Genomic DNA, 22224 nt, shown 5'->3' with positions numbered 1-22224 from the left:
TGCCTCCTCAGCTGGTCCAGGGACCGCCGAGGTTCGCAACCAATATAATGCGCAGCAACCGCGCCCACTATCACGGGAATTCGGTGGCTACGCCGCGTTCCTGCGCATTACCGCGACCTCGCGATAATCGATCTTATGCGCAGCTGCGCATAAGAGCGCGAAGGCGCCGGCATAGGCATCGTAGATGCGGGTCTGTTCGGGTGTGAGCTGGTGCTCGACCAGCTCATATTCGACGCCGTCATAAGAGAGCGAACGGGACGTATAGAGGCCGAGCGCCCGAAGGTCGCGGGCCAGCACCTCCATCGCCGCGACGCCGCCATTCTCGACGGCTTCCACGAATTCCGCGCGGTTGGCGAAGGGGAAATCGTCGCCGCCCCACAGGCCGAGCCGTTGGGCATAGGCGAGATTGTGGACGGTGGTCGCGCCGGTCGCCGAGACATAGACCACGCGGGCGTTCGGCAGCGCGTGCTGGAGCCGGAGCCCCGCACGGCCTTGCTGCGACGGGGCGACATCGCCCCGTTCTCCCTTGCCGCCCCCGGCGTTCTGCATCGCGTGGGACTCGTCGAAAATGATCACTCCGTCGAAATCGGAGCCCAACCATTCGACGATCTGCTTGACCCGTGAAAGCTTCTCGCCGCGGTCGTCGGACCGTAGCGTGGCATAGGTGGTGAATAGGACGCCTTCGGGCAGCCGGATCGACGTACCCTGAGGGAAGCGCGACAGCGGCGTGACCAGCAAGCGTTCCATGCCGAGCGCCGACCAGTCGCGCTGGGCGTCTTCGAGCAGCTTGTCGGACTTGGAGATCCAGACTGCCTTGCGGCGGTCCTGGAGCCAGTTATCGAGGATGATGCCGGCAGACTGGCGGCCCTTGCCGGCGCCGGTCCCATCGCCGAGCATGAAGCCACGGCGGAAGCGGACCGCGTTCGGGGCATCGTCCGGCGCGGCGGTGACGAGATCGCCGGTCTCGTCCACGGTCCAGGCCCCGGCGAGATATTCGCCATGCGTCTCGCCGGCATAGATGATCGTCTCGAGCTGGGCGTCGGATAGGATGCCGTCGGCGACGATCGGCGCCGGCAGCGTCGGTCGGTAGCTCGGCTTTGGCGGCGCGACCGAGGCCATGGCGGCGGACTGCACCAGCTTGGTCGGATGCGGCTGTGCGCCGGCGATGCGGATCGACTGGAGCGCATAGGCCTCATAGATCGACTCCGACAGGCGGCCGGTCTCCGGCGGCGTCCAGTCGATGGTCTCATAGTCGAGCGGCACGCCTTCGAGCTGGGCGATACGGCGGGCGGGCTGGGCCGTCGCCGCGCGGGCGAGATAGCCTCGCACCGTGCGCGGCGTTGCGGCCGGTGTCGCGGCGGGACGCATGATCGAGACCGGCAGGCGTGCCGGAAGCTGCGCGTCGATCCAGCCGAGCAAGGTCGCGACATCGGGTGCGATCCCGGCCGAATCCGGGAAATGCTCGGGGTCCTCGGCCGGCGCTTTGTCGATGACGGTCAGGCGGGTCTCGATGGTCGTGCCGTGCTTGGCATAGACCGAGCCGGCGATCGCGGCGGTGAACACGACGCGGCCGCGTCCCTGCAGGCGCACGAAGGCGTCCCGCCAGGCCGGAAGCTCGGGCGAGAAGTTCGCGCCCGTGATGGCGACGAGGCGTCCGCCGTCGGCCAGCCGGGCCAGCGCCGAGGCGATGTGCCGATAGGCGGCGTCCGCGACCCGCCCGGTGACGTTCGCCATCACCGAGAATGGCGGGTTCATGATGACGACGCTCGGCACAGCGGCCGGATCGAGATGGTCGTCGATCTGGGCGGCGTCGAAGCGCGTGACGGGCATGGCCGGAAAGAGAGAGGTGAGAAGATCGGCGCGGGTCTCGGCCAGCTCGTTGAGGATGAGCGATGCGCCTGCGGTCTCGGCGAGGACGGCGAGCAGTCCGGTCCCGGCGGACGGGTCCAGCACGCGATCTGCCGGGGCCAATGTTGCCGCCGTCAGCGCGGCAAGGCCGAGCGGGATCGGCGTCGAGAATTGCTGGAAGGCCTGCGCCTCCTCGGATCGGCGCGTGTGCGTCGGTAACAGTCCGACGATCTTCACAAGCGCGGAGAGTCGTGAAGCCGGCGATGCGGCTTTACGGAAAAGCGGCTTTCCGTATTTGCGTAGGAACAGGACGGTCGCGACCTCGCAGGCGTCATAGGCGGCTTTCCAGTCCCACGCGCCGGCTGCGTCGGACGCGCCGAAGGCATCCTCCATGGCGCTGCGCAGCATGGCGGCATCAACGGTGCGGCCCTGTTCGAGGTGGGAGAGGATGCGTTCGGCGGCGGCGAGGATAGAGGCGGCCGGCGGCGTGTGGGGGACAAGCGGGAGCGAAGCCGCGTGAGCGGCTGGAAGCGGATCATGAAGCATGAGAGGAACCTCGGAGAGCGGAACAGGAGCGAGCCGGCCCGGCGCTCTCTCTCGACCGGACGGGCTCAAACCCGTCCCGGCCACCCTCTCACTCTGGCGCGGCCGGAACCCGGCCTGTCGCACCGGCTTCCGGCGGTGCGGATGGGACGCTAAGTTCTCGTAGGAAAACAAGCCGCTGTGCCTCGCACCATTCGCGCGTGCCGCGCCGGCTGAGTGAGCATCGGAGGCGAGATGAAGGGCAGTGCGATTGGCATTCTCGGCGCGGCCTGTCTGGCTGTCGGCTTCGGTGCGGGTTTCGTGCTCAGGCCGGTGATCTCGCCGGTCACTGCATCTCCGGCCGTCGCCGCCGGCGTCGCAGAGCCGAGCGAGGGCGAAGCGACCGCGGCCGTGCGGCGCCATCGCCTGTTCACGGGCACGTCGCTGGCGAACGCGACGCTGAAGCTCGGCGATTGCTCGCCGGGTGGGGTCGGTCCGGGCGTGACCTGCATGACGCAGATCGTGCTCGATCCGACCAGGCCGAACGCGAGCCCGCAAAACCGGCCAATCGGATTTGCCCGCGTCAACGGGCAGTGGGAAGTTGCGGTCTGGTAGCGGCGAGCGAGGACATTGGGCGCGCGCTCGCCTATGTCGACGCGTCCGGCGGGCTGTAGATTTCGAAGGGATTGCCATCGGCGAGATGGCCGAACGGTGTGAAGACGAACTCGCCGTCATCGCGGCCGACGGCGCAGATCACGTAGCGCGGTTCGCCGGTTGCTACGTCGGTGCATTCCATCAGCGCCAGGTCGCCACTGTTCGCGGCGCGCAGGAGCGTCTGGAAGTTGGCGCGGGCATGGTCGGGGATGCTCATCGCGCGCCTCCCCTGGCAAGCCGGTCGGCGAGCCAGCGGCCGGTGCTCGTCCATGCGATCGTCTCGCCGGTGGCAAGATCGAGCACATGGGTGCCGCCCGAGAAACCATCGACCACGGGATCGGAGGCGATGCCGGCCCATTGAAATCCCCAACGGCCGGTCAGCGCGAGGGCCTCGGCGCAGCGCGTCACGAAGGTGATCGCAAGCTGCGGATCTGCGGTGCCGGGATCGCGCAGCCAGAGCCGCGACGCACCGTGATCGGGTGTCACAGATAGATGAAACGGCTCGGCCGGCGGGTCTTCGCGGTCGTTCTCGGCCATCAAGGCGGCGTAGATGTCGAAGGCCCGGGCGACGTTGGCGGAGGTGCCGACATCGAGCAGGCAGGAATAGCGGGTGGAGAAATCGGTCATGGCGGGCTCCGGAAACGAAAAGAGCCCGGCGCTCGGGCCGGGCTCGGAGTGGGTTCGGGGTGGCGCGGCTAGTAGCCGAACTGCCAGGATGGCCAGGCCTGGCCGTCGTCGGCGGCGCGGATGGCGTCGGCGAGATAGGCGGGATCGCCTTCGACGACGACGGGGGCGCGCACCGGGGTTTCGTCGATGATCGTCACGCGGCCGACGATGCCGTCCTCGACCTCGACATGTACGGGAACGAGGTACTGGAAGACGACGCGGCGTGGCGACGGGTTGGATCGCGACATGGCGATGCTCCTTCAATCGGGGAAAGGACCGGAGCGGCCGAAGCCGCTCCGGGTGCTCGTCATTCGGCTGCGACAAGGTGCGCTTCGTCGTCGGTGGCCTCCGCCGTGACAACCTCGTCGTCGCCGGCGAGGAACGCGGGCAGCGCCGCATCGTCGTCCTCGCCGCCAGCCTCGACTTCCGGCGTGGGCGCCTCGGCATCGTCGATCAGGCGCAGCGGCTCGGGCAGCCAGCCGGTCTCGGCGAGCAGCCTCTCGGCCTCCTTGGCCATGTCGCCCTTCTTTAGGTGGTCGATGAGCTGCGCGGCCTGCTCGCCGATGCCCTCGCGAACCGCCTGCAGGATGCGGGGCTTGGTGACACGGTTGAGGTAGTTGCCGAAGGTCGGGCGCCAGCCGGCCTCCACCAGATCGAGCCCCGTCGCTTTGGTCAGGCGGTCGGCCTGGGCGAGCCGCATGTCGAGCGTGTGCTGCGACACGCCGCCGGCGCTGTGCGGGTTCGGCCGCTCATAGAGCGCGTTGACGCCGTAGCTGACGCAATGCGCCAGCAGCGCCATCCGGCTGGCGTCGTCCAGGCCCGCGAGCCAATCCCACAGTGCATCGTCGTCCTTCGGGATGTCGCCGGCCCAGGCGGCGTGACGGTCCTGCACCGCGCGGGCGGACGGGCTGTCCTTCAGCCCATCGTCCTGCGCCGGGAAGAAGACGTGCTTCACCCCGGCCTCCATGGCGCCCGTATACATGCGGGTCATGAAGGTGTCCGACACCAGCTTGTGGAGCAGCGCGGTCATGGCGACGTGCGGGTTCTCCGCGACGGCGTTGCGCAGCGCGAGGGTGCGATAGGCCGTCAGCTCGATGACCAGGCGCTCGGGGAGCGGCTTGATCGCGTCGTCTTCGTCGTCCTCCGCCTCGACGGGCTGGCCGCCGATCGTGATGACGGCGCGCTGCAAGGCCGGCACACCGGGTTCGCCCGGCTGATGCTCGGTGTCGTCCCCATCGGCCTCGATGCCGGGCTCGGGAGCCTCGTCCTCGGCCCGGACATAGCCGCGATCGATGGCGATGCTGCCGTCATGGGCGATGCTGATGAAAGCGCCCGCGCGGGCGATGTCGACGGCCTCGAAGCGGACCGGACGGGTTTCGAAGGCCGACAGCGCCGTCTCGATCTCCCCAAGCCGCAGGTCGACCTCGTCGGGCAGCTCGTCGGCGTCTTCATATTCCGCCTCGAGCTTCTGATATTCGGCGTTGAGCGCCTCGATCGTCGCCTGTTCTTCCGCCGTCAAGTCGAGCGGCTCGCCCTGCAGCTCGCGCAGGCCGCGCGTGGCGTCGTAGGGGAAGCTGACTGCGACCTCGATCCACTTCCAGCCCTCGGCGGCGATCGTCTCAGCCGTCGCCTTCAGCTTCTCGGCGACCAGCCGATCGAGCAGCGCCGCATCCTGCAGCCAGCCGCCGTCATCGGACTGGAACAGGTCTCGCATGACGATGCCGCCGGCCGCCTCGTAGGCGTCGACACCGACGAAGACGGCGCGCTTGTCGGAGGCGCGCACCGTGGTCTCGGTGAGCATGCGACGGATCTGATAGGGCTCCTTCGACCAGGCGTCCTTGATCGCCTCCCAGACCTGCTCCTGGCGGGCATGGTCGTCGGTGACGGTGAAGGCCATGAGCTGGTCGAGCGTCATGCCGTCCTCGGCATAGACGTCGAGCAGGACGGGCGATGCGGCCGCGAGGCGCAGGCGCTGCTTGACCACCTGGACCGGGACGAAGAGCGCTGCGGCGATCTCCTCCTCGGTCTTGCCCTTCACCCGCATATCCTGGAAGGCGCGGAACTGGTCCAGCGGATGAAGCGGCGCGCGATCGATATTCTCGACCAGCGACACTTCCTCGGACAGGACCTCGTCGTCGCGCTTGCGCACGACGCACGGCACGGGGGCGATCTTGGCGAGGCGCTTCTGCTTGACCAGCAGCTCCAGCGCACGGAAGCGGCGGCCGCCGGCCGGGACCTCGAACATGCCGGTCTCCTGACCTTCGGCGTCGACCACGGGCACGACGCTGAGGCTCTGGATCAGGCCGCGACGCGCGATCGAGGCCGCCAGGTCCTCGATCGAGATGCCGGCCTTCACACGCCGGACGTTGGACTGGCTGAGCACCAGCTTGTTGAAGGGGATGTCGCGTGAGGACGACAGGATGATCTTCTGAACTGCAGTAGCCATCGGGGATTACTCCGCGACGGGCGCCGAGAGACTCTCTCTCAGCCCTAAACCCGTCACGAAGCGAAGCGCCGCCCTCTTCCTCTAAAGGGGGCAGCGCCACGGACCGGGAAACCAGAAAGGCACGGAAGCGCAGAGCCGGAGACACGCAAACCGCATCCCCGGCCTTGCGGAGATCAGGCCGCCCGATCGAGCAGCTTCTTAGCCTTGGCCTCCATGTCGAGACGGGCGTCCTGATGCGCCTTGTCGCGGGCAACGGCGGTGATGCCCTGCACGAAATCGAAGATCGACTCGGGCGGCCGGCCTTCCTCGGCCAGCACGGTGTCGATGATCTTGCTGGTCTCGGCCTTCGAAAAGCCGCGGCGGCGCAGGAAGTCGGTACGGTCCTCATCGGTGCGTGCCACGATTCTCTCGCGGGCTGCCTTTATGCCGTTTACGAAAGGCAGGGCTGAGGAGTTGGCGAAGTTCGCCAGCGCCGGCGCCGCCTCATGGGCGAAGCGGTTGGCGGCATATTTGGAGTGGCGGATGGTGATTTCCTCGAAATCCTCCACGCCCCATAAATTGCGATTCTGGCAGACCGCCCGCAGATAGAAGCTCGCCATGCCGAGCGTCTTGGCGCCCACCTCGGAGTTCCAGCAGTAGAAGCCGCGGAAATAGAGATCCGGCGAGCCGTCCGCCAGCCGTCCGGCCTCGATCGGGTTCAGGTCGTCGACGAGGAACAGGAAGACATCCCGATCGGAGGCATAGAGCGTCGTGGTGTCTTTGGTGATGTCGACGCGCGGATTGTAGATGCCGGTCGACCAGTCCAGCACGCCTGGCACCTTCCAGCGTGTGTCGCCCGTGCCGTTGCCGGCGATGCGCTGCACCGCCTCGACCAGCTCGTGGTCGAAGATGCGGCCATAGTCCGGGCCGGTGACGGCGCGCAGTTCGACACGGCCGTTATCGGTTTCGAGCGTCTTGATCTGCTCGGCCCGATTGGACGTCAGGCCATATTGCAGGTTGATGGCGGCGAGCGGCGCCGGGAGTTGGCGCAGATAGGCGGCCGGCGCGCCGACCAGGCCGGCCAGTTGGCCGAAGCTCCAATGGGTCGGGGCGATAGGCGTATCCGTGCCGGGAAGGATCAACGCCAGGCGTTCCGGGTCGCGGCGGTTCGCCTCCACATGGATGAGTGCGCTTTCCACGACACGCGTCCGGCTGCGGTCGGCCCGGTCGCGAACGGAATGCGCCAGCTCGGACAGAGATAGATAGCGCTCATCCGCTGGCCGGGAGAACCATTCGGACGAGACGCGGCCGATCTGCTCGCCACGGCTGACATCGACCTTGTAACCGCCACGCGCATCACTGCGCGCATCGAGGACCTGTATGTTCATGGGACCAATCTCCACGACGGGCACCGGAAGCTCTCTCCCAGCTCTCAACCCGTCACGGAAAACCGGTCCGCACTCTCACTCTCAGGGGGCGTTGCGGGGTCTCCCCGCAGAAGGGGTCGACCGAGACAAAGGCTCGGCCGCCGGGGAATGCTTTCCCCTCAAGGTCATCTCTGGAAGCCTCGACGGCCCACAACTAGGACATCGGCCGCGCGATCAGCTCCCGCAGGGGCCGCAAGCACCCCGTTGAATCCCCAGGATGGGTTCGATATAAAGTTCCTGTTTTGTTCCTGCGTTGATTGAGGGAAGCACAGCCGGTCGAGATGTCGCCCACACTGGTCTGGCCGGCTGGGCGGCTGAGCTTCGCATCCCACGGGTCGAAAGAATGGTTAGGAAACTCTGTGGTAGAGAGGAAACGGTGGCGCTTTTGGCCTGATTCCGATAGCGTTGGCGAAGCAAGCGAGAGCCAAAAGCATCTGAGCAGGCAACAGTATAGCGAGGCCCAACCAAAGAAAGGAGGCGAGCATGTCGACTAAGCAAATTCTCGCACTCCTGAACTCGCATATCGACGGGGATGAGGACCAGCTCCTGTCGATCGCCTTGCAGATCGCCGCTCAGGAAGCTCGCCAGGGCCGTGCGGATGACGCTGAGAAGCTGAAACGGCTTGTCCAGAAGGCACGTGATCAGCGAGGGACCGGCAAACCTGCCGGCGGACAGACCCCGATCCCGCTCGCCCGGCCGCGCGGCGAATTGCAGGGCCTCGTCGAGAGCGCCTATCCCAAGGTTGCGCTCTCGAGCATGGTGCTCTCCGATGAAATTGCCAAGCGGCTGGGCCGTGTCGTCCGCCAGCAGCAGGAGCGTGCGACCCTGCGTGAGCACGGACAGACCCCCGCCACGCACATGCTCCTTGTTGGCCCGCCCGGAACGGGCAAGACGATGACGGCCTCGGCCTTGGCCGGCGAACTGCGGCTGCCGCTGTTCACGGTCCGGCTCGAATCGCTGTTCAGCCGGTTTTTCGGCGAGACCGCCGGCAAGCTGCGCTTGCTCTTCGACCAGATTGCGCAGACCCGCGGCGTCTATCTACTTGATGAGTTCGACGCGATCGGCTCTCGCCGAGGCCACCCGAACGATGTCGGCGAAATACGACGGGTTCTGAATTCGGTGCTGGCCTTCATGGAGGAGCCAAATTCAACCGACAGTCTCGTGCTGGCCGCGACCAATCATGTCGAGATCCTGGACGAAGCTCTGGCGCGTCGTTTCGACGAAGTGGTCGAATATACATTGCCAGACGCGACGTCAGCGCGGGCCATCGTTGAACGTCGGCTTGGCAAGTTCAAGTTCGCGTCGACGGTATGGCCCGGCATTGAAAGCGTGCTCGAAGGCCTGAGCCAGGGCGAGTTGGTCCGCGCGGCCGATGCCGTCGTCAAGGACGCCATCCTGGAAGGCGCCTCGAAGGTATCGCCCGATGCCTTGCGTGACGCGCTCCAAAATCGACAGACTTTGAAGGGCAAGTTCCGTCGCCAACCCGGCCGTTAGGCAGGCTCCGCCGAACGGATCGAACGGAACGCGAATGAAGAAGTAGGAGCCTATGGCAGAGCCCGATAATTTCGACACGAGAGACCGCGCGCATATCTCGATCGACGTCTTTCGTGAGACCGCGGCCTATACCTTTCCCTCACGCAATCAGGAACGCAAACCCCTCCGGGGAGACTATACGGCGCATGCGACGCAGCTCCTCGACCAGCTCGCAGCGGCGCTGGGGACGGTTCCGGCTGCCGCTGCCGACCCGCGCCTGCCCATACAGGGGCTGAAATCCGGTACTGTCGTGGAGGTCACGACGCTGCCGCCAGCGGAAGACTCCCGGATCAAGGCCGTGAAGGTGCCCGCGGCGCTGGAGTTTCCTACACAGGACGTTGTGATCTTGCGATCGGAGCGCAACGAGGACCGCACCGAAAGCGCCTTGGTGTTCGTGCCGGATGATGCCCGCGCCTTCCTGCGCAATCGCATCGCTGACTATGGACGCGATCCCGGCAATCAGAGACGCCCCGATGCCGAGCGGTTCGAGGTGATCGAGGAAGTCAGGGCTGCAGAAGCCGTATCGCTGTTCACCGGCGAGGTGGATCTGGCTGCGCCCGACATCCTATGGTGGGAGCTCTGGGTTCGCCAGCCGGTCGCACTAGCGGATCGCCTGGTGGCGGCGGCCCGCAATGCGAACATCGATGTGCACGGCGATCGCCTGATCTTTCCCGACACGACGGTTGTCTTCATTCACGCGGTTGCTGCGGCGGTGGCAGCGTTCGCGGCGCGCGTGCCAGGCGCCATCACCGAAATTCGCCGCGCGACGGGAACGATCGAGCCTTTCCTCGACCGTGGGGAGACCGGTCTTGGACAGCATGACTGGGTGGAAGAGCTGGCGCAGCGCGTGAGCCCGCCGTCTCCTGACGCTCCCGTGGTCTGTACGCTCGACACTGGCGTGATGGCGGCTCATCCGTTGATTGCGCCCGGCCTGCGCGGCGCTTGGGCTTACGATCCCGCCTGGGGTGCGGACGATCACCAGCCGCATGGCGGTCACGGCACGCCGCTTGCGGGGCTCGTACTCTACGGCGACCTGGAACCGTTGATGAACGATGAGCGTCCTGTCGAACTCACCCATGGCGCCGAATCCATGAAGCTGCTGCCGCCCGGCGGGTTTCCGCCAACAAAGCCGCCCAGCTACGGTGTGGTGACCCAGGGCGCCGTCAGTTCGGTCGAGATCGAGCGCCCGGATGTGGTGCGGAGCTTTTGCATCGCCACGTCCGCCACCGATTTCCCTCCAAGCCGGCCATCGACTTGGAGCGGTGCGATCGACCAGATCGCGGCGGGGGCCATGCCAGGCGAGGCTGATGACACCGTCCCGGCCGCGGAACGACCGAAGAGGCTGATCGTCGTCGCCACCGGGAACGTCTCTGGTGGCATGGCGGTGGACGTCCTTCCTTCGCAGCCTCTGGAAGACCCGTCACAGAGCTGGAACGCCCTGACCATCGGCGGCTTCACGCGCAAGGAGCAGCCGCCGGCGCCGCCGCCGGTGTTGCAGGCCGCCGTTCCGGCCAATCACCGCAGCCCGTTCAGTCGTGGCTCACAGTCGCTGCCCGACGACCTGACGCCGATTAAGCCGGAAGTCTTGTTCGAGGCCGGCAATATGATGTCGGACGCGACCGGCTTCTGCGGCTGGGACCCGGCCGTCTCTCTCCTGTCGGCCGGCTCCGATGTGACGGCTGAACCGCTTGTCCCGTTCTGGGCGACGAGCGCTGCCGCCGGCATGGCCGGAAACTTCATCGGCCGCCTGCAGGCGGCTCGGCCGGACCTGTGGGCGGAGACGCACCGCGCACTGACCGTGGATTCGGCCCGATGGCCCGAACCGATCCGGAGAAAGTTCATCGGCACCGGTGCCCACTGGAAGACCAGGAAGGCGGCCACCAAGGGCAAGAAGCAGGAGATGCTTCGCGAGTTCGGTTACGGCGTACCGGACATCGAGCGAGCGATCCTGTCGGCGCGCAATGACGCCACGCTCGTCGCCCAGGCCGAGATTCAGCCCTTCGCGATCGGTGCGGACGGCCGGACCGGCGTGTTCAATGAGATGCACTTCTACGATCTGCCTTGGCCGAAAGCAGCGCTGGAGAAGCTCGAAAACGAGATTGTCACGATGAAGGTGACCTTGTCGTATTTCATCGAGCCGAACTTGGCGGGCAAGGCGGCGACCCGACCGGACACCTATCGTTCTTTCGGGCTGCGGTTTGACATGAAGAAGCGCACCGAGACGGCAGCGCGCTTCCGTAGCCGGATTTCAGCGAGCCAGGCCAAGGACGGCACCGAAGCCGATGGCGAGGCCAGTTGCTGGCTTCTAGGGCCAAAAGCTATCCAGGCGGGGTCGCTGCATTGCGATCTGTGGCGCGGCAGGGCGATCGAACTGGCAGGTCACGACGCCATCGCGGTCTATCCGGTCGGGGGATGGTGGAAGTCGCACGTCGGCCAGAAGCGGGTGGCTGATAAGGCGCGGTACGCTCTGGTCATTTCCATCTCTGCGCCCGGCCAAGATGTCGATCTCTACAGTGAGATCAGCACGCTTGTTGAGAACAAAGAGATAGAAGTGCTACTCGGTTAGCGTACCGATTAAGAGGGCGGGACAAAGCCGCAGTGGGCGGGTTGGGCGGGCATGGACGCTCTCGTACCGGTGTTCAAGGGGCACTTCACTCTTGAAGGCCTACGGCGTTACGCGAACAGGCGAGCGACCTCGGCCATCGGGAGGAAAAGACGGCGGCCGGCGTTATCCAAGGGAAGGAAGTCGTAGGCGCGGTAGAAAGCTCCTGCGGCTTCGTCCTTCGCGTCGACCAGGATGGCGAATGTGGTGATTTCGCTGCGCAGCGCTCGTGCGAAGGCGTCCAAAAGCATGTGCTCGCCCAGTCGGCGTCCGCGATGGCGCCGATCGACGGCGAGTCGCCCGAGCAACGTCGCCGGTACGACGGGGTAGCGCGGCAAGCGCTTCGTCAGCGTTGCCGGAAGGTTGGACAGAGCGATCGATGTTCTGGCAAGTGTCGAGAACGCGAGAGGCGTGAGATCACCCTCTACGAGGACGAAACAGGAGGCGACGCGTCGGCGAACGTCCTGACTGGCTTGGGTGCGGAAATATCGGTCTAGCGCGTCCACGCCGGACTCGAACCCGGCGCGATCGTGAGTGTCGTCGAGTGTCTGGATCAACAAGGGCTAGCGAGCATTCGGCTCATGCGCCGCGACCGACGCCATATAGCGCCGAGCGGCCGCGGAAAGTCGCGAGCCGGGCTCTCGGGGGTTCAGGAGAGCCTCGGCGAAAGCGCGGCTTTCATCAACCGCTAGCTTGACCGACTGCAGGTCCTCAAGGGTGCGCACGGCGGCCTCATGCACGCTCGAGATGACAAAATCCGTGAGCGTTCGGCCCTGCAACTCGGCAGCACGGAGGAAAAGTTCCTTCTGATCAGAGGACACACGCGCCTCCAATCGCTCGCTGCGGGCCGCGACCCGCCTTTTCGCCGCCGTATGTTTCATGGGCCATTGCCTTAATGATCGCCTGAAGGCTATTGTACGGCTTACAGCCGGACGCATCAAGGGGGTGAAGGCGAGCCTTTGGGCGGTTCAGCTTCTTGGTGCGCGGTAATAGGCGCACAAGACCATGAGCACGAACGACGATCAGACACCTTCTCGACCCGACCTTCCGGCCGGCTGGGCGGTGGTCCGCGTCGACCAGGCCGGCGCCGTTCGACTCGGCCGTCAACGGTCCCCGGATCAAGCCATGGGCGAACACCTGACCAAATATATTCGAGCCGCGAATATCACCCCTGCGGGTATCAATCTTGATGACCTGCTGGAGATGAATTTCACCCCGGCCGAGCAGCAGGTGTTCGGTCTTGAGGTGGGGGATGTCCTGCTGACCGAAGCCTCGGGGAGCGCTAGCCAAGTCGGCCGATCAGCGATCTGGCGCGGTGAGGTGCAGCCCTGCTGCTATCAGAACACGGTCATCCGTTTTCGCCCCCATCTAACCACGCCCGAGTATGCGTTGATCGTATTCCGACAAATGGCCGTATCCGGCGCCTTCGCTCAAGCCGCTCGAGGTGTCGGCATTCAGCATCTCGGCGCTTCGCGATTCGCAGAACTAGACTTTCCATTGCCACCGTTGAAGGAACAGGCGCGGATCGTTGCCATAGCTGACCAACGCTTGACCGAAATCCGCGAGGCCGAGACGCGACTCCAGTCCGCATTGCGGCTTCTGGATGAGCAGCTCCGAGAGGTGCTCGCTGCGGCCGTTGCCGGTGAGCTGGTCGCGCAGCGGGATGAAGAGCTATCCGAGCGCAGCCGCACGCCGGCGAGCGCGGCGCGCGCTGAACCAGATCTATTCGGTCAAAGCGAACGGGCGCCTAACCTAGAAGGCTTTGACCCGGTGCTTCCCGCGGGCTGGGCTTGGTCGCGCGTCGATGGGGCGGGCGAGGTGACCCTCGGCCGCCAGCGTTCACCCAAGCATGAACGCGGCAAGCACATGCGGCCCTATCTTCGGGTCGCCAACGTCTATGAGGATCGGATCGATACCTCGGACGTGCTCCGCATGAACTTCGAGCCTGAGGAAGTGGCCATCTATGAATTGCGCGACGGGGACATTCTGCTGAACGAGGGACAGAGCCCTGAGCTGGTGGGTCGCCCAGCGATCTACCGAGGTGAGGTGCCGGGCGCGTGCTTCCAGAATACGCTTATACGCTTCAGAGCGTATGAGCACGTGGACCCCAATTACGCGCTGTTGGTCTTTCGACACTACATGCATTCGGGTGTTTTCAAATCCATTGCCCGGTGGTCGACCAACATTGCCCATCTAGGCTCAGGACCTATTAAATTGCTTGCATGACGGGCGTTGCTCTGATTCCCGATAGGGATCGGGGAGGCGTTGATGAGCGATCTTTTGTGGTTGTCGGACAGGCAGATGGCGGTGATTGCGCCGTTCTTTCCGTTGGCGCACGGCGTACCTCGGGTGGATGACCGGCGGGTGGTGTCGGGGATCGTGTTCGTGATCCGGAACGGCCTGCGCTGGCGCGATGCGCCGTCGGCCTATGGGCCGCACAAGACGCTGTATAATCGGTTTGTGCGCTGGAGCCGCCTGGGGGTGTTCGACCGCATCTTCGCGGCCCTGGCCGGACAGGCGGGAGAGCCGGACGCCATCATGATCGACAGCACCCACCTGAAGGCGCATCGCACGGCGGCGAGCCTGCTCAAAAAGGGGATGTTCCCCGCCGCATCGGGCGAACCAAGGGCGGCCTGAACTCCAAGCTGCACACCGTCTGCGACGACCGGGGGCGGCCCCTGGTCATGCTGCTCACCGAAGGCCAGATGAGCGACCACAGGGGCGCCGCCCTCATGCTGGGCGCCCTGCCGCGCGCCCGCGTCCTCATCGGCGACAGGGGCTACGACAGCCGCGGCTTCCGCGACGCTCTCGCCGCCCGCGGAACCGACGCCTGCATCCCCTCAAGCCGCAGCCGCAAGATCCCAATCCCCCACGACCCGGCCGTCTATCGCCGCCGACACAGGATCGAGAACCTCTTCGCCCGCCTCAAGGACTGGCGCCGCATCGCCACCCGCTACGACCGGTGCGCCCACACCTTCATGGCCGCCATCACCATCGCCGCCATCATGATCTTCTGGATCAATGAGTCCTGAGCCTAGGCCTAGAGCGATACCGGGCGTTGCCGTTCCCGACGCCACCTTTGGCGGAGCAGGCGAGGATTGTGCAGGCGGCGCGAGATCGGCTGCGCATCACACAACAACAGATATCAGCCGTACGGACCTCGTTGGCTCGCCTGCCTGATCTCGAGCAGGAGCTGTTCGCTGCGGCCGTGGCCGGAGAACTCGCTCCTCAGGATCCCAACGATGAGCCGGCGTCGGCGCTCGCAATCAGGCTGGGCGGTCCGCCGCAGGCTGTGACCGCGGTGACGACGAAGAGCTCGGGAGGAAAGAATATGCCGCAACGTAAACCACGCCCATCGCGACAGGCGGAGCCAAGTCCTGATCTGACGTCCGTCCTCCGCGAGAATGGCGGGGTTCTTCCCTTGCCGGATCTGTTCGCATTAGCGGGATACAATCGCGACATGCCCGAGCATGTCGAACTTTTCTACCTCGCGCTTCGCGAGGGCATGAAAGGAAGCTTGCGGCTGAGAGGCGAGGCAACCGAGAACGCCGAAGTGGAGATCGTCGATGCGGCTTGAGAAGGTCAGGATCGGCTCCTTCAAAAACCTTCGTGACCTTAACGTCGTCTTCGACGAGCTCTCACCTTACACCGTCCTCGTTGGCGAAAACGGTGCCGGGAAGTCGAATCTGATCGAGGGCCTAGCGCTGGTCTTCCGCAACCTCGATCTCGATGTGGAGGCCCCCTTCGACTACGAGCTGCAATATGAGTGCCGTGACAACATCATATCGGTCAAGGCGAAGGCCGACCAGCATCCCAGCTTTCGGATAAGGCGGCCGGGCGAAGAGTCGTTCGCGGACTTATCCCGCAAGGCCTTCATGGCGGAGGACGCGGATGGGCGGCCTCGCCACCGGCCGGCGTTTGTGTTCGGCTATTACTCTGGGCCGAGTGATCGCCTAACGTCGATCTTCGAGAAGCATCGGGAGCGCTTTTACAGCTGGATCATCAAAGCGCCGGAGCAACGTGGGAAGGCGATCGCTGACCCGAATTCGCTGCGACGGCTGTTCTACGCCGAAACGCTGCACGGCCAGTTCGCCCTGATCGCCTTCTTCATGGAGGCGAGTGAGGCGTCGAAGGCCGACCGCGACTTCCTTCGCGACCACCTGCAAATCGAGGGTCTCGACAGTGTTCTGTTCGCTCTCAAGGAGCCGCCGTGGAAGCGCAAAGGCGGCGATCCGCGTTTCTGGAACGCCGTGGGCGAGGTTCAGCAGTTTCTTGCTTACCTTTACGACAAGGCACTGTTGCCGCTCCGTATGACGCGGCGAATTCCGATCGACTTGACCAAGAACCCGATCGTTCAGAGCTTATACCTGTTCCTCTCCAACACCGACGCGCTGGCCGAAGTTTACCGAACCTACGGCAACCAATATGCCTTCTTCACGGCATTGGAGAGCATGCACCTATCGAAAGTGCTCGGCGAGGTGCGCACTCGCGTCAAGATGACGCCGGAAGCTGGCGGCGGGAACGTGACCTACCGCGACTTGAGCGAGGGCGAACAGCAGTTGTTGCTCGTGCTCGGGCTTCTGAAATTTACCGCGAGGGATGAAGCTCTCTTCCTGCTCGATGAGCCGGACACCCATTTGAACCCCGCCTGGAGCACTCAGTATCTCAGTTTCCTCGACCGTTTCATCCGCGATCGGGACAGTTGCCATATTGTGATGTCGACGCATGATCCGTTGGTCTTCGCTGGATTGAAGCGCGAACAGGTGCGGATTTTTCGGCGTGACGAACAGGGGTGCGCCGTTGCTGACCCTCCTGACCAAGACCCGCGGGGCATGGGCGTCGCAGCTATTCTAACAAGCGATCTCTTCCGGCTGCGCACCACATTGGACCCCGAAACCCAGGCGGATCTTGATAAGCAACGCCTGTTGGCCATGAAGGAGAACCTCACTGATGACGATCAGGCCGAACTGGCGCGGCTGCGGGAGGTGCTGCGCGGGCGCGGTTTCGACCTGACGCAGCGCGATCCACTTTATCAGGAATTCCTGAAGGCCTGGACTGCCCAGGAGGACCCTCGCTGGCGCGAGACTGTGGAACTCACCCCTGAACAGCAGCAGGCGCGGAGCCGTTTAGCCGCTCGCATCGTCGAGGAGCTGCGTCGCGAGCAGGGCATGTCGTAACGCGATGCAGTACATTAATTTGGAAGATATCCTGCCCAACATCCGGCATCTGCTCGCCGATCTGCAAACGGCGCAAGACCTCATCATGGCCGAAGCCGACCCCCGCCGTCGGGCTGCGCTCATTGAGGCAAACCAGAACCGGTGGACTGCGTTGCGCGACGCCTTCGAGGGCGCGTCGGGCGGCAAATGCTGGTACACCGAGTGTGAGAGTCCTGGCGCGGACAACGACATCGACCATTTCCGGCCGAAGGGGAAGGTAAAAGAGGACCGGCGTCATCCCGGCTACTATTGGCTGGCCTTTGACTGGCGCAACATGCGGTTGAGCTGTCAGCGAGCGAACCGGCCACGGATTGCTCCGGGCGCCCGCGTTGCCGGCGGGAAATCGACCCATTTCCCGCTTCTCGCGACCGGTGTACGCGCAACCGAGCCAGGCGACGACATCCGTCTTGAGCATCCGGCTTTGCTGGATCCCACCGACCCCGGGGATCCGATTTTGCTGACGTTTTTACCGAACGGCGAGATCGATCTGTCTCCGCAGTATCGCGGAAATGCTGTCGCTGAAGCCAAGATCGCCGCCAGTCGATTGGGCCTGCACCTAAACTGGCCAAAGTTCGTGGAGGGCCGCATGACGCTCTACAACATTATTGAGCGCGACGTGGAGCGCGGCAAGCGAGAAGCGCCGAACGACTACCTTGGGATGCCGCAAGCCTCGCAAGCCTTCAAGGATGTGATCGGTGACCTCAAAAGGCGGCTGAACCCGAGGGCGCAGTACGCGGCTGCGGCCAAGGTCTACGTCGAATCGTTTCGTGATATTTGGTGGATTAACGACGTGGTGTTGAAGCTCTGATTATGGTGGGAACCCAGCAACGCGCCGATGGCGCACAGAACATTGTTCGTCGCCTCTGGCAGTATTGCAATATCCTGCGGGATGATGGCTTGTCTTACCCAGATTATGTCGAGCAGCTTACTTATCTGCTGTTTCTCAAGATGGCGGACGAGCAAGCGGGTGAGATGGTCCCAAAGGAGCTCTCGTGGGGCGTTCTTGCCAGCCTTGATGCGGTCGAGATGCACGCGCATTACACCCGTATTCTGCCCGCCCTCGGTGAGCTGGGAGGAATGCTGGGCCTGATTTTTGGCAACGCCAAAAACAAGATACGCGATCCCGCAAAACTGCGGCTCCTCATCGTTGATCTGATTGGCCAGACGGAGTGGACAGGCCTATCCGATGATCTGAAAGGGGACGCGTACGAGGGGCTGCTTGAGAAGAATGCACGCGACACCAAGAGCGGGGCAGGCCAGTATTTCACTCCGCGCCCCTTGATCGAGGCCGTTGTCGCTTGTGTGGATCCGCGTCTGGGCGAAGTCATCTGTGATCCAGCGTGCGGCACAGCCGGATTTTTGCTCGCGGCTCACGACTACCTCCGAGAGAATAATCCCGAAATGACGCCGCGGCAACGCAAACAGCTTGCCACCAAAGCGATCCGCGGGGTCGAACTCGTCGAAGAGGTTGCACGGTTAGCCACGATGAACCTGCTGCTGCATGGCGTCGGCGGCAATGCCGAAGATGAGCTGCCGATCGCGTGCGAGGACAGCCTGAAGGCACCACCAAAGATGCAGGTCGATGTGGTGCTTACGAATCCCCCCTTCGGCATCAAAGGCAGCGTGACCTATTCACAAGGGAAGTCGTCCCGGGTCGACGACAGCCTTACTATCGTTCGCCCCGACTTTTGGGTTCAGACCGCCAACAAGCAGTTGAACTTCATGCAGCACATCGTGGCGCTGCTGAAACCGGGCGGCCGTGCGGCGGTCGTCGTGCCAGACAATGTTCTCTTTGAGACCGGTGCCGCAGCATCGGTTCGCCGCCGCTTGGTTGAGACATGCCGGCTCCACACCATCCTGCGGCTTCCGCCGGGCCTGTTTTATGCCGCGGGCGTTAAGTCAAACGTCGTCTTTTTCGACAAGCCGGTTCGCGCCTCCGGCGGTCCTGCGGAATCGATCTGGGTCTATGACCTTCGGTCTGACAAGCGCTTTTCGCTCCGTACCAAGCCGCTGCAGGCTGAAGACCTTCGCGAATTCGTAACGCTGTTCAAATCGGATCATCGGGAAAGCGGCGATCGGCACCGGCAATTTGCGACGTCTCACGTCCTCGCGAACGCTGACTGCCGGCTCGATCTTACGTGGAGCGCGACTGGGGCGGCGCAACGCACGCCCGGCCTCGCTCGTCTCGATGAGCTGTCGGAGTTGGTCGCTGATGATCTCCGGCGGGCGCTGGAACTCATCACTAAGGCGAAGGCTTGAATAACGACCATCGCCTCGTTCCGCCTTTAGGTCCCCGAGTTTCGGCAGCATCGATGTCGCGGGTTATGCCGAAGCGATCGCGCAGGATCGTGCCTTCATCGACAGCGCAAACGGCAACTAGCCGGACGATCCGAAGCGGCTCGCCCATCGGATCGTCGCGCTTGCTGCGCAGTTTGAGCCGCCATCGCGGCTCGTGTTCGGTGACGCCCTGCAGTGGGCGGCGCAAAGCTCGAGTAATGCAGCAGGAGATTCTCCAATCCGCCAATGATAACTGACAGGTGAGGCCGATAACCGCTGTTGAAATGCCGGACTCAGCGAAGGCCAGCAATCCGGTATGCCGCGGAGCGGAGGAAAACGACATACATTGAACAGTTTAGCGGCGGCTGACGGTATAGTGGGGCGGAGGATGTAAGGGAACAGTCGTACCGGGGCGTACAGGCGGCGGGGGGTGCGAACGCGGTCAGGAGGGGAGTTGGCTTTCCGTGCGCCGCGATAGACCGCGAAGGATCAAATTCCGGAAACCAACCAAAAAGACCAGTGTTTTCAATAGCCGGTGTTTTTGACGGTGTGCCTGACGGTATAGAGAACGTCGGAAAATTTTTTTGCGCGCAATATCAATTGGTTATGGTACTAGGAAATAATCGAGTGGGAGTGATCCCGCATCCGGCATCAGGCGGCACCGAGAGGCAATAACGCTCGGAAGAGCACGCGGGCATGCACGATCCTGGATCCGGTCGGCGCCGGCGTGTACGTCCCTCAGGCAAGTTGCAGTGTCGGCCGGCTCCGGCGTGCGACGACCAGCGCAAGCAGGCCGAGCAGCGACGTCGCGGCGCCCGCAAGGGCGACCGCCGGAAAGCCCAGCCCCGCCGCGATCACCCCGCCGCCCAGCGCCGCGCCCAGCGCGTTGCCGAGGTTGAACGCACCGATGTTCACGGCGGAAGCAAGGTTCGGCGCGTCCGCCGCGGCGGTCATCACCCGTATCTGCAGCGGCGGCACCAGGGCGAAGCTCGCGACGCCCCACAGGAAGATCAGCACCGCGCTCGCCGCCGCCTGGCCCATCAGGCCCGCAAAGGCGACGAGAATGGCAGAGAGCGCCGCCAGCGTGATCATCAAGGTCCGATCGACCGACCGGTCGGCAAAGCGTCCGCCCAGCCAGTTGCCGGCGGTAAGGCCCAGCCCATAGGTCACCAGCATCGCCGTGACGAAGCCCAGCGAAGCATGCGTTTGCTCGCGCAGGATCGGGGTGATGTAGGTAAACACGGTGAACATCGCGCTCGACCCGACGACGGTGAGTGCCAGCGCGCTCAGCACCTGCCCGCGCGTCAGTACGCGCAGCTCGGCAAGCACGTCGCTTCCGGTGGGGGCGGGGAGCGCGGGCAGGGTGACGCGCAGCGCGGCCATCGTCACCACGCCCAGCCCCGCAATGCCCCAGAAGGACGCGCGCCAGCCGAGATGCTCGCCCGCCCAGGTGGCCAGCGGCACGCCCACCACATTCGCGATGGTGAGGCCCATGAACATCGCCGCGACGGCACGCGCCCTGCGCTCCGGCGCAACCAGCCCGGCCGCCACGATCGAGCCGACACCGAAAAAGGCGCCGTGGTTGAAGGAGGTGAGCACGCGCGCGGCGAGCAGCATCGCATAGCCGTCGGACACCGCCGCCAGCAGGTTGCCGGCGGTGAAGATCCCGGCGAGGCCGATCAGCAGCATCCGGCGGGGCACGCGGCCCGTCGTCAGCGTCATCAGCGGTGCGCCGACCATCACGCCCAACGCATAGGCGCTGATCAACAGCCCGGCGGCCGGGATGGATACCGCCAGGTCGCGCGCGATTACCGGCAGCAGGCCCATCGGTGCGAATTCGGTAACGCCGATGCCGAACGCGCCCACGGCGAGCGCGAGCAGGCCAAGCCCGTTCTTCGCGCTGCGCGTGCCGATGCCGTCCGCCGGGTCTGGTGCGCGCGTGCCGCGAGCCCGCGCCGATGTCCGAAATGCCATGACCTACCATCCTGTTGTCTGTTCGGGGCACAGATGGACGGCACGTCGCGATTGCAGTAGCGCCCGGCAACGCAAAGGATTTGTGCGATGGACGCAAAACTGAACGGCCGCAGCGATCGTGCCCATGCGCTGTCACTGTTCGCCGCGGTGATGGATGCGGGCAGCTTTTCGGGCGCGGGCCGTACGCTGGGAATGAGCCCTTCCGCCGTGGCGCGCGCGATCGACCGGGTCGAGGCGCGGCTCGGCGTGCGCCTGCTGCTGCGCTCCACTCGCGCGCTCACGCTCACCGCCGAGGGGCGCGCCTATCTGCAGGCAGCCCGGCGCATTCTGTCGGACCTGGACGATGCCGAGCAGCAGATCGCCGACCAGGGAAGCCCGCGCGGGCGGCTGCGGATCACCGCCGCACTGTCGCACGGCCGGCTGTGCGTGGTACCGCTGCTCGGCAAGTTCGCCGCGCTCTACCCGGACATTCTCATCGACATCGCCCTGACCGACGCGATCGTCGACATCGCCGCGGGGCAGGCGGACGTGGCGGTCCGTTTCGGACCCTTGCCCGACAGCAGCCTCACCGCGCGCAAGCTGGGCGAGAATGGCCGGGTGATCGTAGCCTCGCCCGCCTATCTGGCGCGGCACGGTACCCCGCAACAGCCGGAAGACCTTTTCGGGCACAATTGCCTCAACTTCAGCTTCCGCCGTTCCGAACCGGTCTGGCCGTTCCGCCGCGACGGGCGGGACTTCGCGCTTTCGGTGCGCGGCGGGGTGGAGGCCAATAACGGCGAGACGCTGGGCCAGCTGGCGGCGTTCGGCGTCGGAGTCGCGCGCGTCGGCACGTTCAGCGTCGCCGAGGAACTGGCGGCCGGCACGCTGGTGCCGCTGCTCGAGGCCTTCAATCCGGGCGATGTCGAGCAGATCCATGCGGTGTTCGTCGGCGGCCAGGCGGTGCCGGCGCGGGTGCGGGTGTTCGTCGATTTCCTGGCCGCCCATCTCCGCCAGGGCAACTAGGTTCACCGGCGCCGGCACCGCCCGGCGGCACCGGCAGGCGCGCAGCGTGCGGTGAAAGGCACGCCGCACGCCTGGATA

19 protein-coding genes and 1 pseudogene are annotated in these 22224 nt (G+C 64.9%); 10 read left to right on the top strand and 10 right to left on the bottom strand.

Annotated elements, in window-relative coordinates; translation table 11 throughout:
* Positions 1-150: 150 nt before the first annotated feature.
* Positions 151-2394 (bottom strand): annotated as a pseudogene (locus tag S2M10_RS00965) (strawberry notch-like NTP hydrolase domain-containing protein); the annotation flags it as partial.
* A 231-nt stretch (positions 2395-2625) separates the two neighbouring features.
* On the opposite strand from S2M10_RS00965, the gene S2M10_RS00960 reads away from it, so the two are divergent.
* Positions 2626-2985, top strand: coding sequence for a hypothetical protein (locus tag S2M10_RS00960; RefSeq protein ID WP_099503661.1), 360 nt, complete (start codon positions 2626-2628; stop codon positions 2983-2985).
* Positions 2986-3016: 31 nt separating this feature from the next.
* Here S2M10_RS00960 and S2M10_RS00955 read toward each other — a convergent pair whose 3' ends face one another.
* The 5 genes from S2M10_RS00955 to S2M10_RS00935 all read right to left on the bottom strand — a co-directional run bounded on the left by S2M10_RS00955 (position 3017) and on the right by S2M10_RS00935 (position 7503).
* On the bottom strand, positions 3017-3241 hold the full coding sequence (locus S2M10_RS00955; RefSeq protein WP_099503659.1) for a DUF6117 family protein: 225 nt from the start codon (positions 3239-3241) through the stop codon (positions 3017-3019).
* Positions 3238-3651, bottom strand: coding sequence for a hypothetical protein (locus S2M10_RS00950; protein WP_099503657.1), 414 nt, complete (start codon positions 3649-3651; stop codon positions 3238-3240). Before S2M10_RS00950 ends, S2M10_RS00955 begins: the two co-directional genes overlap by 4 nt.
* Positions 3652-3719: 68 nt before the next feature.
* Complete coding sequence (locus tag S2M10_RS00945; protein ID WP_099503655.1) at positions 3720-3938, bottom strand: hypothetical protein; 219 nt, start codon at positions 3936-3938, stop codon at positions 3720-3722.
* Between the two features lie 59 nt (positions 3939-3997).
* Positions 3998-6136, bottom strand: a complete 2139-nt coding sequence (locus tag S2M10_RS00940) for a ParB/RepB/Spo0J family partition protein (RefSeq protein WP_100964849.1) — start codon at positions 6134-6136, stop codon at positions 3998-4000.
* A 173-nt stretch (positions 6137-6309) separates the two neighbouring features.
* Complete coding sequence (locus tag S2M10_RS00935) at positions 6310-7503, bottom strand: DUF932 domain-containing protein (protein ID WP_099503651.1); 1194 nt, start codon at positions 7501-7503, stop codon at positions 6310-6312.
* A 522-nt stretch (positions 7504-8025) separates the two neighbouring features.
* Here S2M10_RS00935 and S2M10_RS00930 point away from each other — a divergent pair.
* Both S2M10_RS00930 and S2M10_RS00925 read left to right on the top strand, forming a co-directional pair.
* Positions 8026-9036: an ATP-binding protein gene (locus S2M10_RS00930; RefSeq protein WP_099503649.1), complete on the top strand. Its 1011-nt coding sequence runs from the start codon at positions 8026-8028 to the stop codon at positions 9034-9036.
* Positions 9037-9088: 52 nt separating this feature from the next.
* Positions 9089-11641 carry a S8 family peptidase gene (locus S2M10_RS00925; protein ID WP_168844420.1) on the top strand — a complete coding sequence of 851 codons (2553 nt, stop codon included), beginning with the start codon at positions 9089-9091 and terminating at the stop codon, positions 11639-11641.
* A gap of 107 nt (positions 11642-11748) precedes the next feature.
* Here the strand turns inward: S2M10_RS00925 and S2M10_RS00920 are convergent, their stop codons facing one another.
* Positions 11749-12234 carry a GNAT family N-acetyltransferase gene (locus tag S2M10_RS00920; protein WP_246842051.1) on the bottom strand — a complete coding sequence of 162 codons (486 nt, stop codon included), beginning with the start codon at positions 12232-12234 and terminating at the stop codon, positions 11749-11751.
* Between the two features lie 6 nt (positions 12235-12240).
* Complete coding sequence (locus S2M10_RS00915; protein WP_099503642.1) at positions 12241-12558, bottom strand: DUF1778 domain-containing protein; 318 nt, start codon at positions 12556-12558, stop codon at positions 12241-12243.
* 124 nt (positions 12559-12682) lie between these two features.
* Between S2M10_RS00915 and S2M10_RS00910 the strand changes: the two genes are divergently transcribed.
* The 6 genes from S2M10_RS00910 (at position 12683) to S2M10_RS00885 (ending at position 19152) form a co-directional block, all read left to right on the top strand.
* Positions 12683-13903 (top strand): restriction endonuclease subunit S, encoded by a 1221-nt coding sequence (locus tag S2M10_RS00910; RefSeq protein WP_099503640.1) that lies wholly within the window; start codon positions 12683-12685, stop codon positions 13901-13903.
* Positions 13904-13945: 42 nt separating this feature from the next.
* A protein-coding gene (locus S2M10_RS00905) for an IS5 family transposase (RefSeq protein WP_099503638.1) occupies positions 13946-14709 on the top strand; the annotation gives its coding sequence in 2 pieces (ribosomal slippage) (positions 13946-14279 and positions 14279-14709; 765 coding nt in all).
* A 47-nt stretch (positions 14710-14756) separates the two neighbouring features.
* Positions 14757-15254 carry a hypothetical protein gene (locus S2M10_RS00900; protein ID WP_099503636.1) on the top strand — a complete coding sequence of 166 codons (498 nt, stop codon included), beginning with the start codon at positions 14757-14759 and terminating at the stop codon, positions 15252-15254.
* Positions 15244-16854, top strand: a complete 1611-nt coding sequence (locus S2M10_RS00895) for an AAA family ATPase (RefSeq protein WP_099503634.1) — start codon at positions 15244-15246, stop codon at positions 16852-16854. Before S2M10_RS00900 ends, S2M10_RS00895 begins: the two co-directional genes overlap by 11 nt.
* A 4-nt stretch (positions 16855-16858) precedes the next feature.
* Complete coding sequence (locus tag S2M10_RS00890) at positions 16859-17701, top strand: hypothetical protein (RefSeq protein WP_099503632.1); 843 nt, start codon at positions 16859-16861, stop codon at positions 17699-17701.
* 2 nt (positions 17702-17703) lie between these two features.
* Entirely contained in the window at positions 17704-19152 is a 1449-nt protein-coding gene (locus S2M10_RS00885) for an N-6 DNA methylase (protein WP_099503630.1), read from the top strand.
* Here S2M10_RS00885 and S2M10_RS00880 read toward each other — a convergent pair.
* A complete protein-coding gene (locus tag S2M10_RS00880; protein ID WP_168844419.1) occupies positions 19136-19513 on the bottom strand; it encodes a hypothetical protein in 378 nt (125 codons plus the stop codon). The genes S2M10_RS00885 and S2M10_RS00880 overlap by 17 nt on opposite strands.
* A 395-nt stretch (positions 19514-19908) precedes the next feature.
* Complete coding sequence (locus S2M10_RS00875; RefSeq protein ID WP_168844418.1) at positions 19909-21144, bottom strand: MFS transporter; 1236 nt, start codon at positions 21142-21144, stop codon at positions 19909-19911.
* An 87-nt stretch (positions 21145-21231) separates the two neighbouring features.
* On the opposite strand from S2M10_RS00875, the gene S2M10_RS00870 reads away from it, so the two are divergent.
* A complete protein-coding gene (locus S2M10_RS00870) occupies positions 21232-22146 on the top strand; it encodes a LysR family transcriptional regulator (RefSeq protein ID WP_168844417.1) in 915 nt (304 codons plus the stop codon).
* Positions 22147-22224 lie beyond the last annotated feature (78 nt).

The sequence above is a fragment of the Sphingomonas sp. S2M10 genome (assembly GCF_012650175.1).
Taxonomy (GTDB): Bacteria; Pseudomonadota; Alphaproteobacteria; order Sphingomonadales; family Sphingomonadaceae; genus Sphingomonas.
The sequence above is the reverse complement of the archived record's forward strand: the minus strand, read 5'-3'. Positions and strand labels throughout refer to the sequence as shown.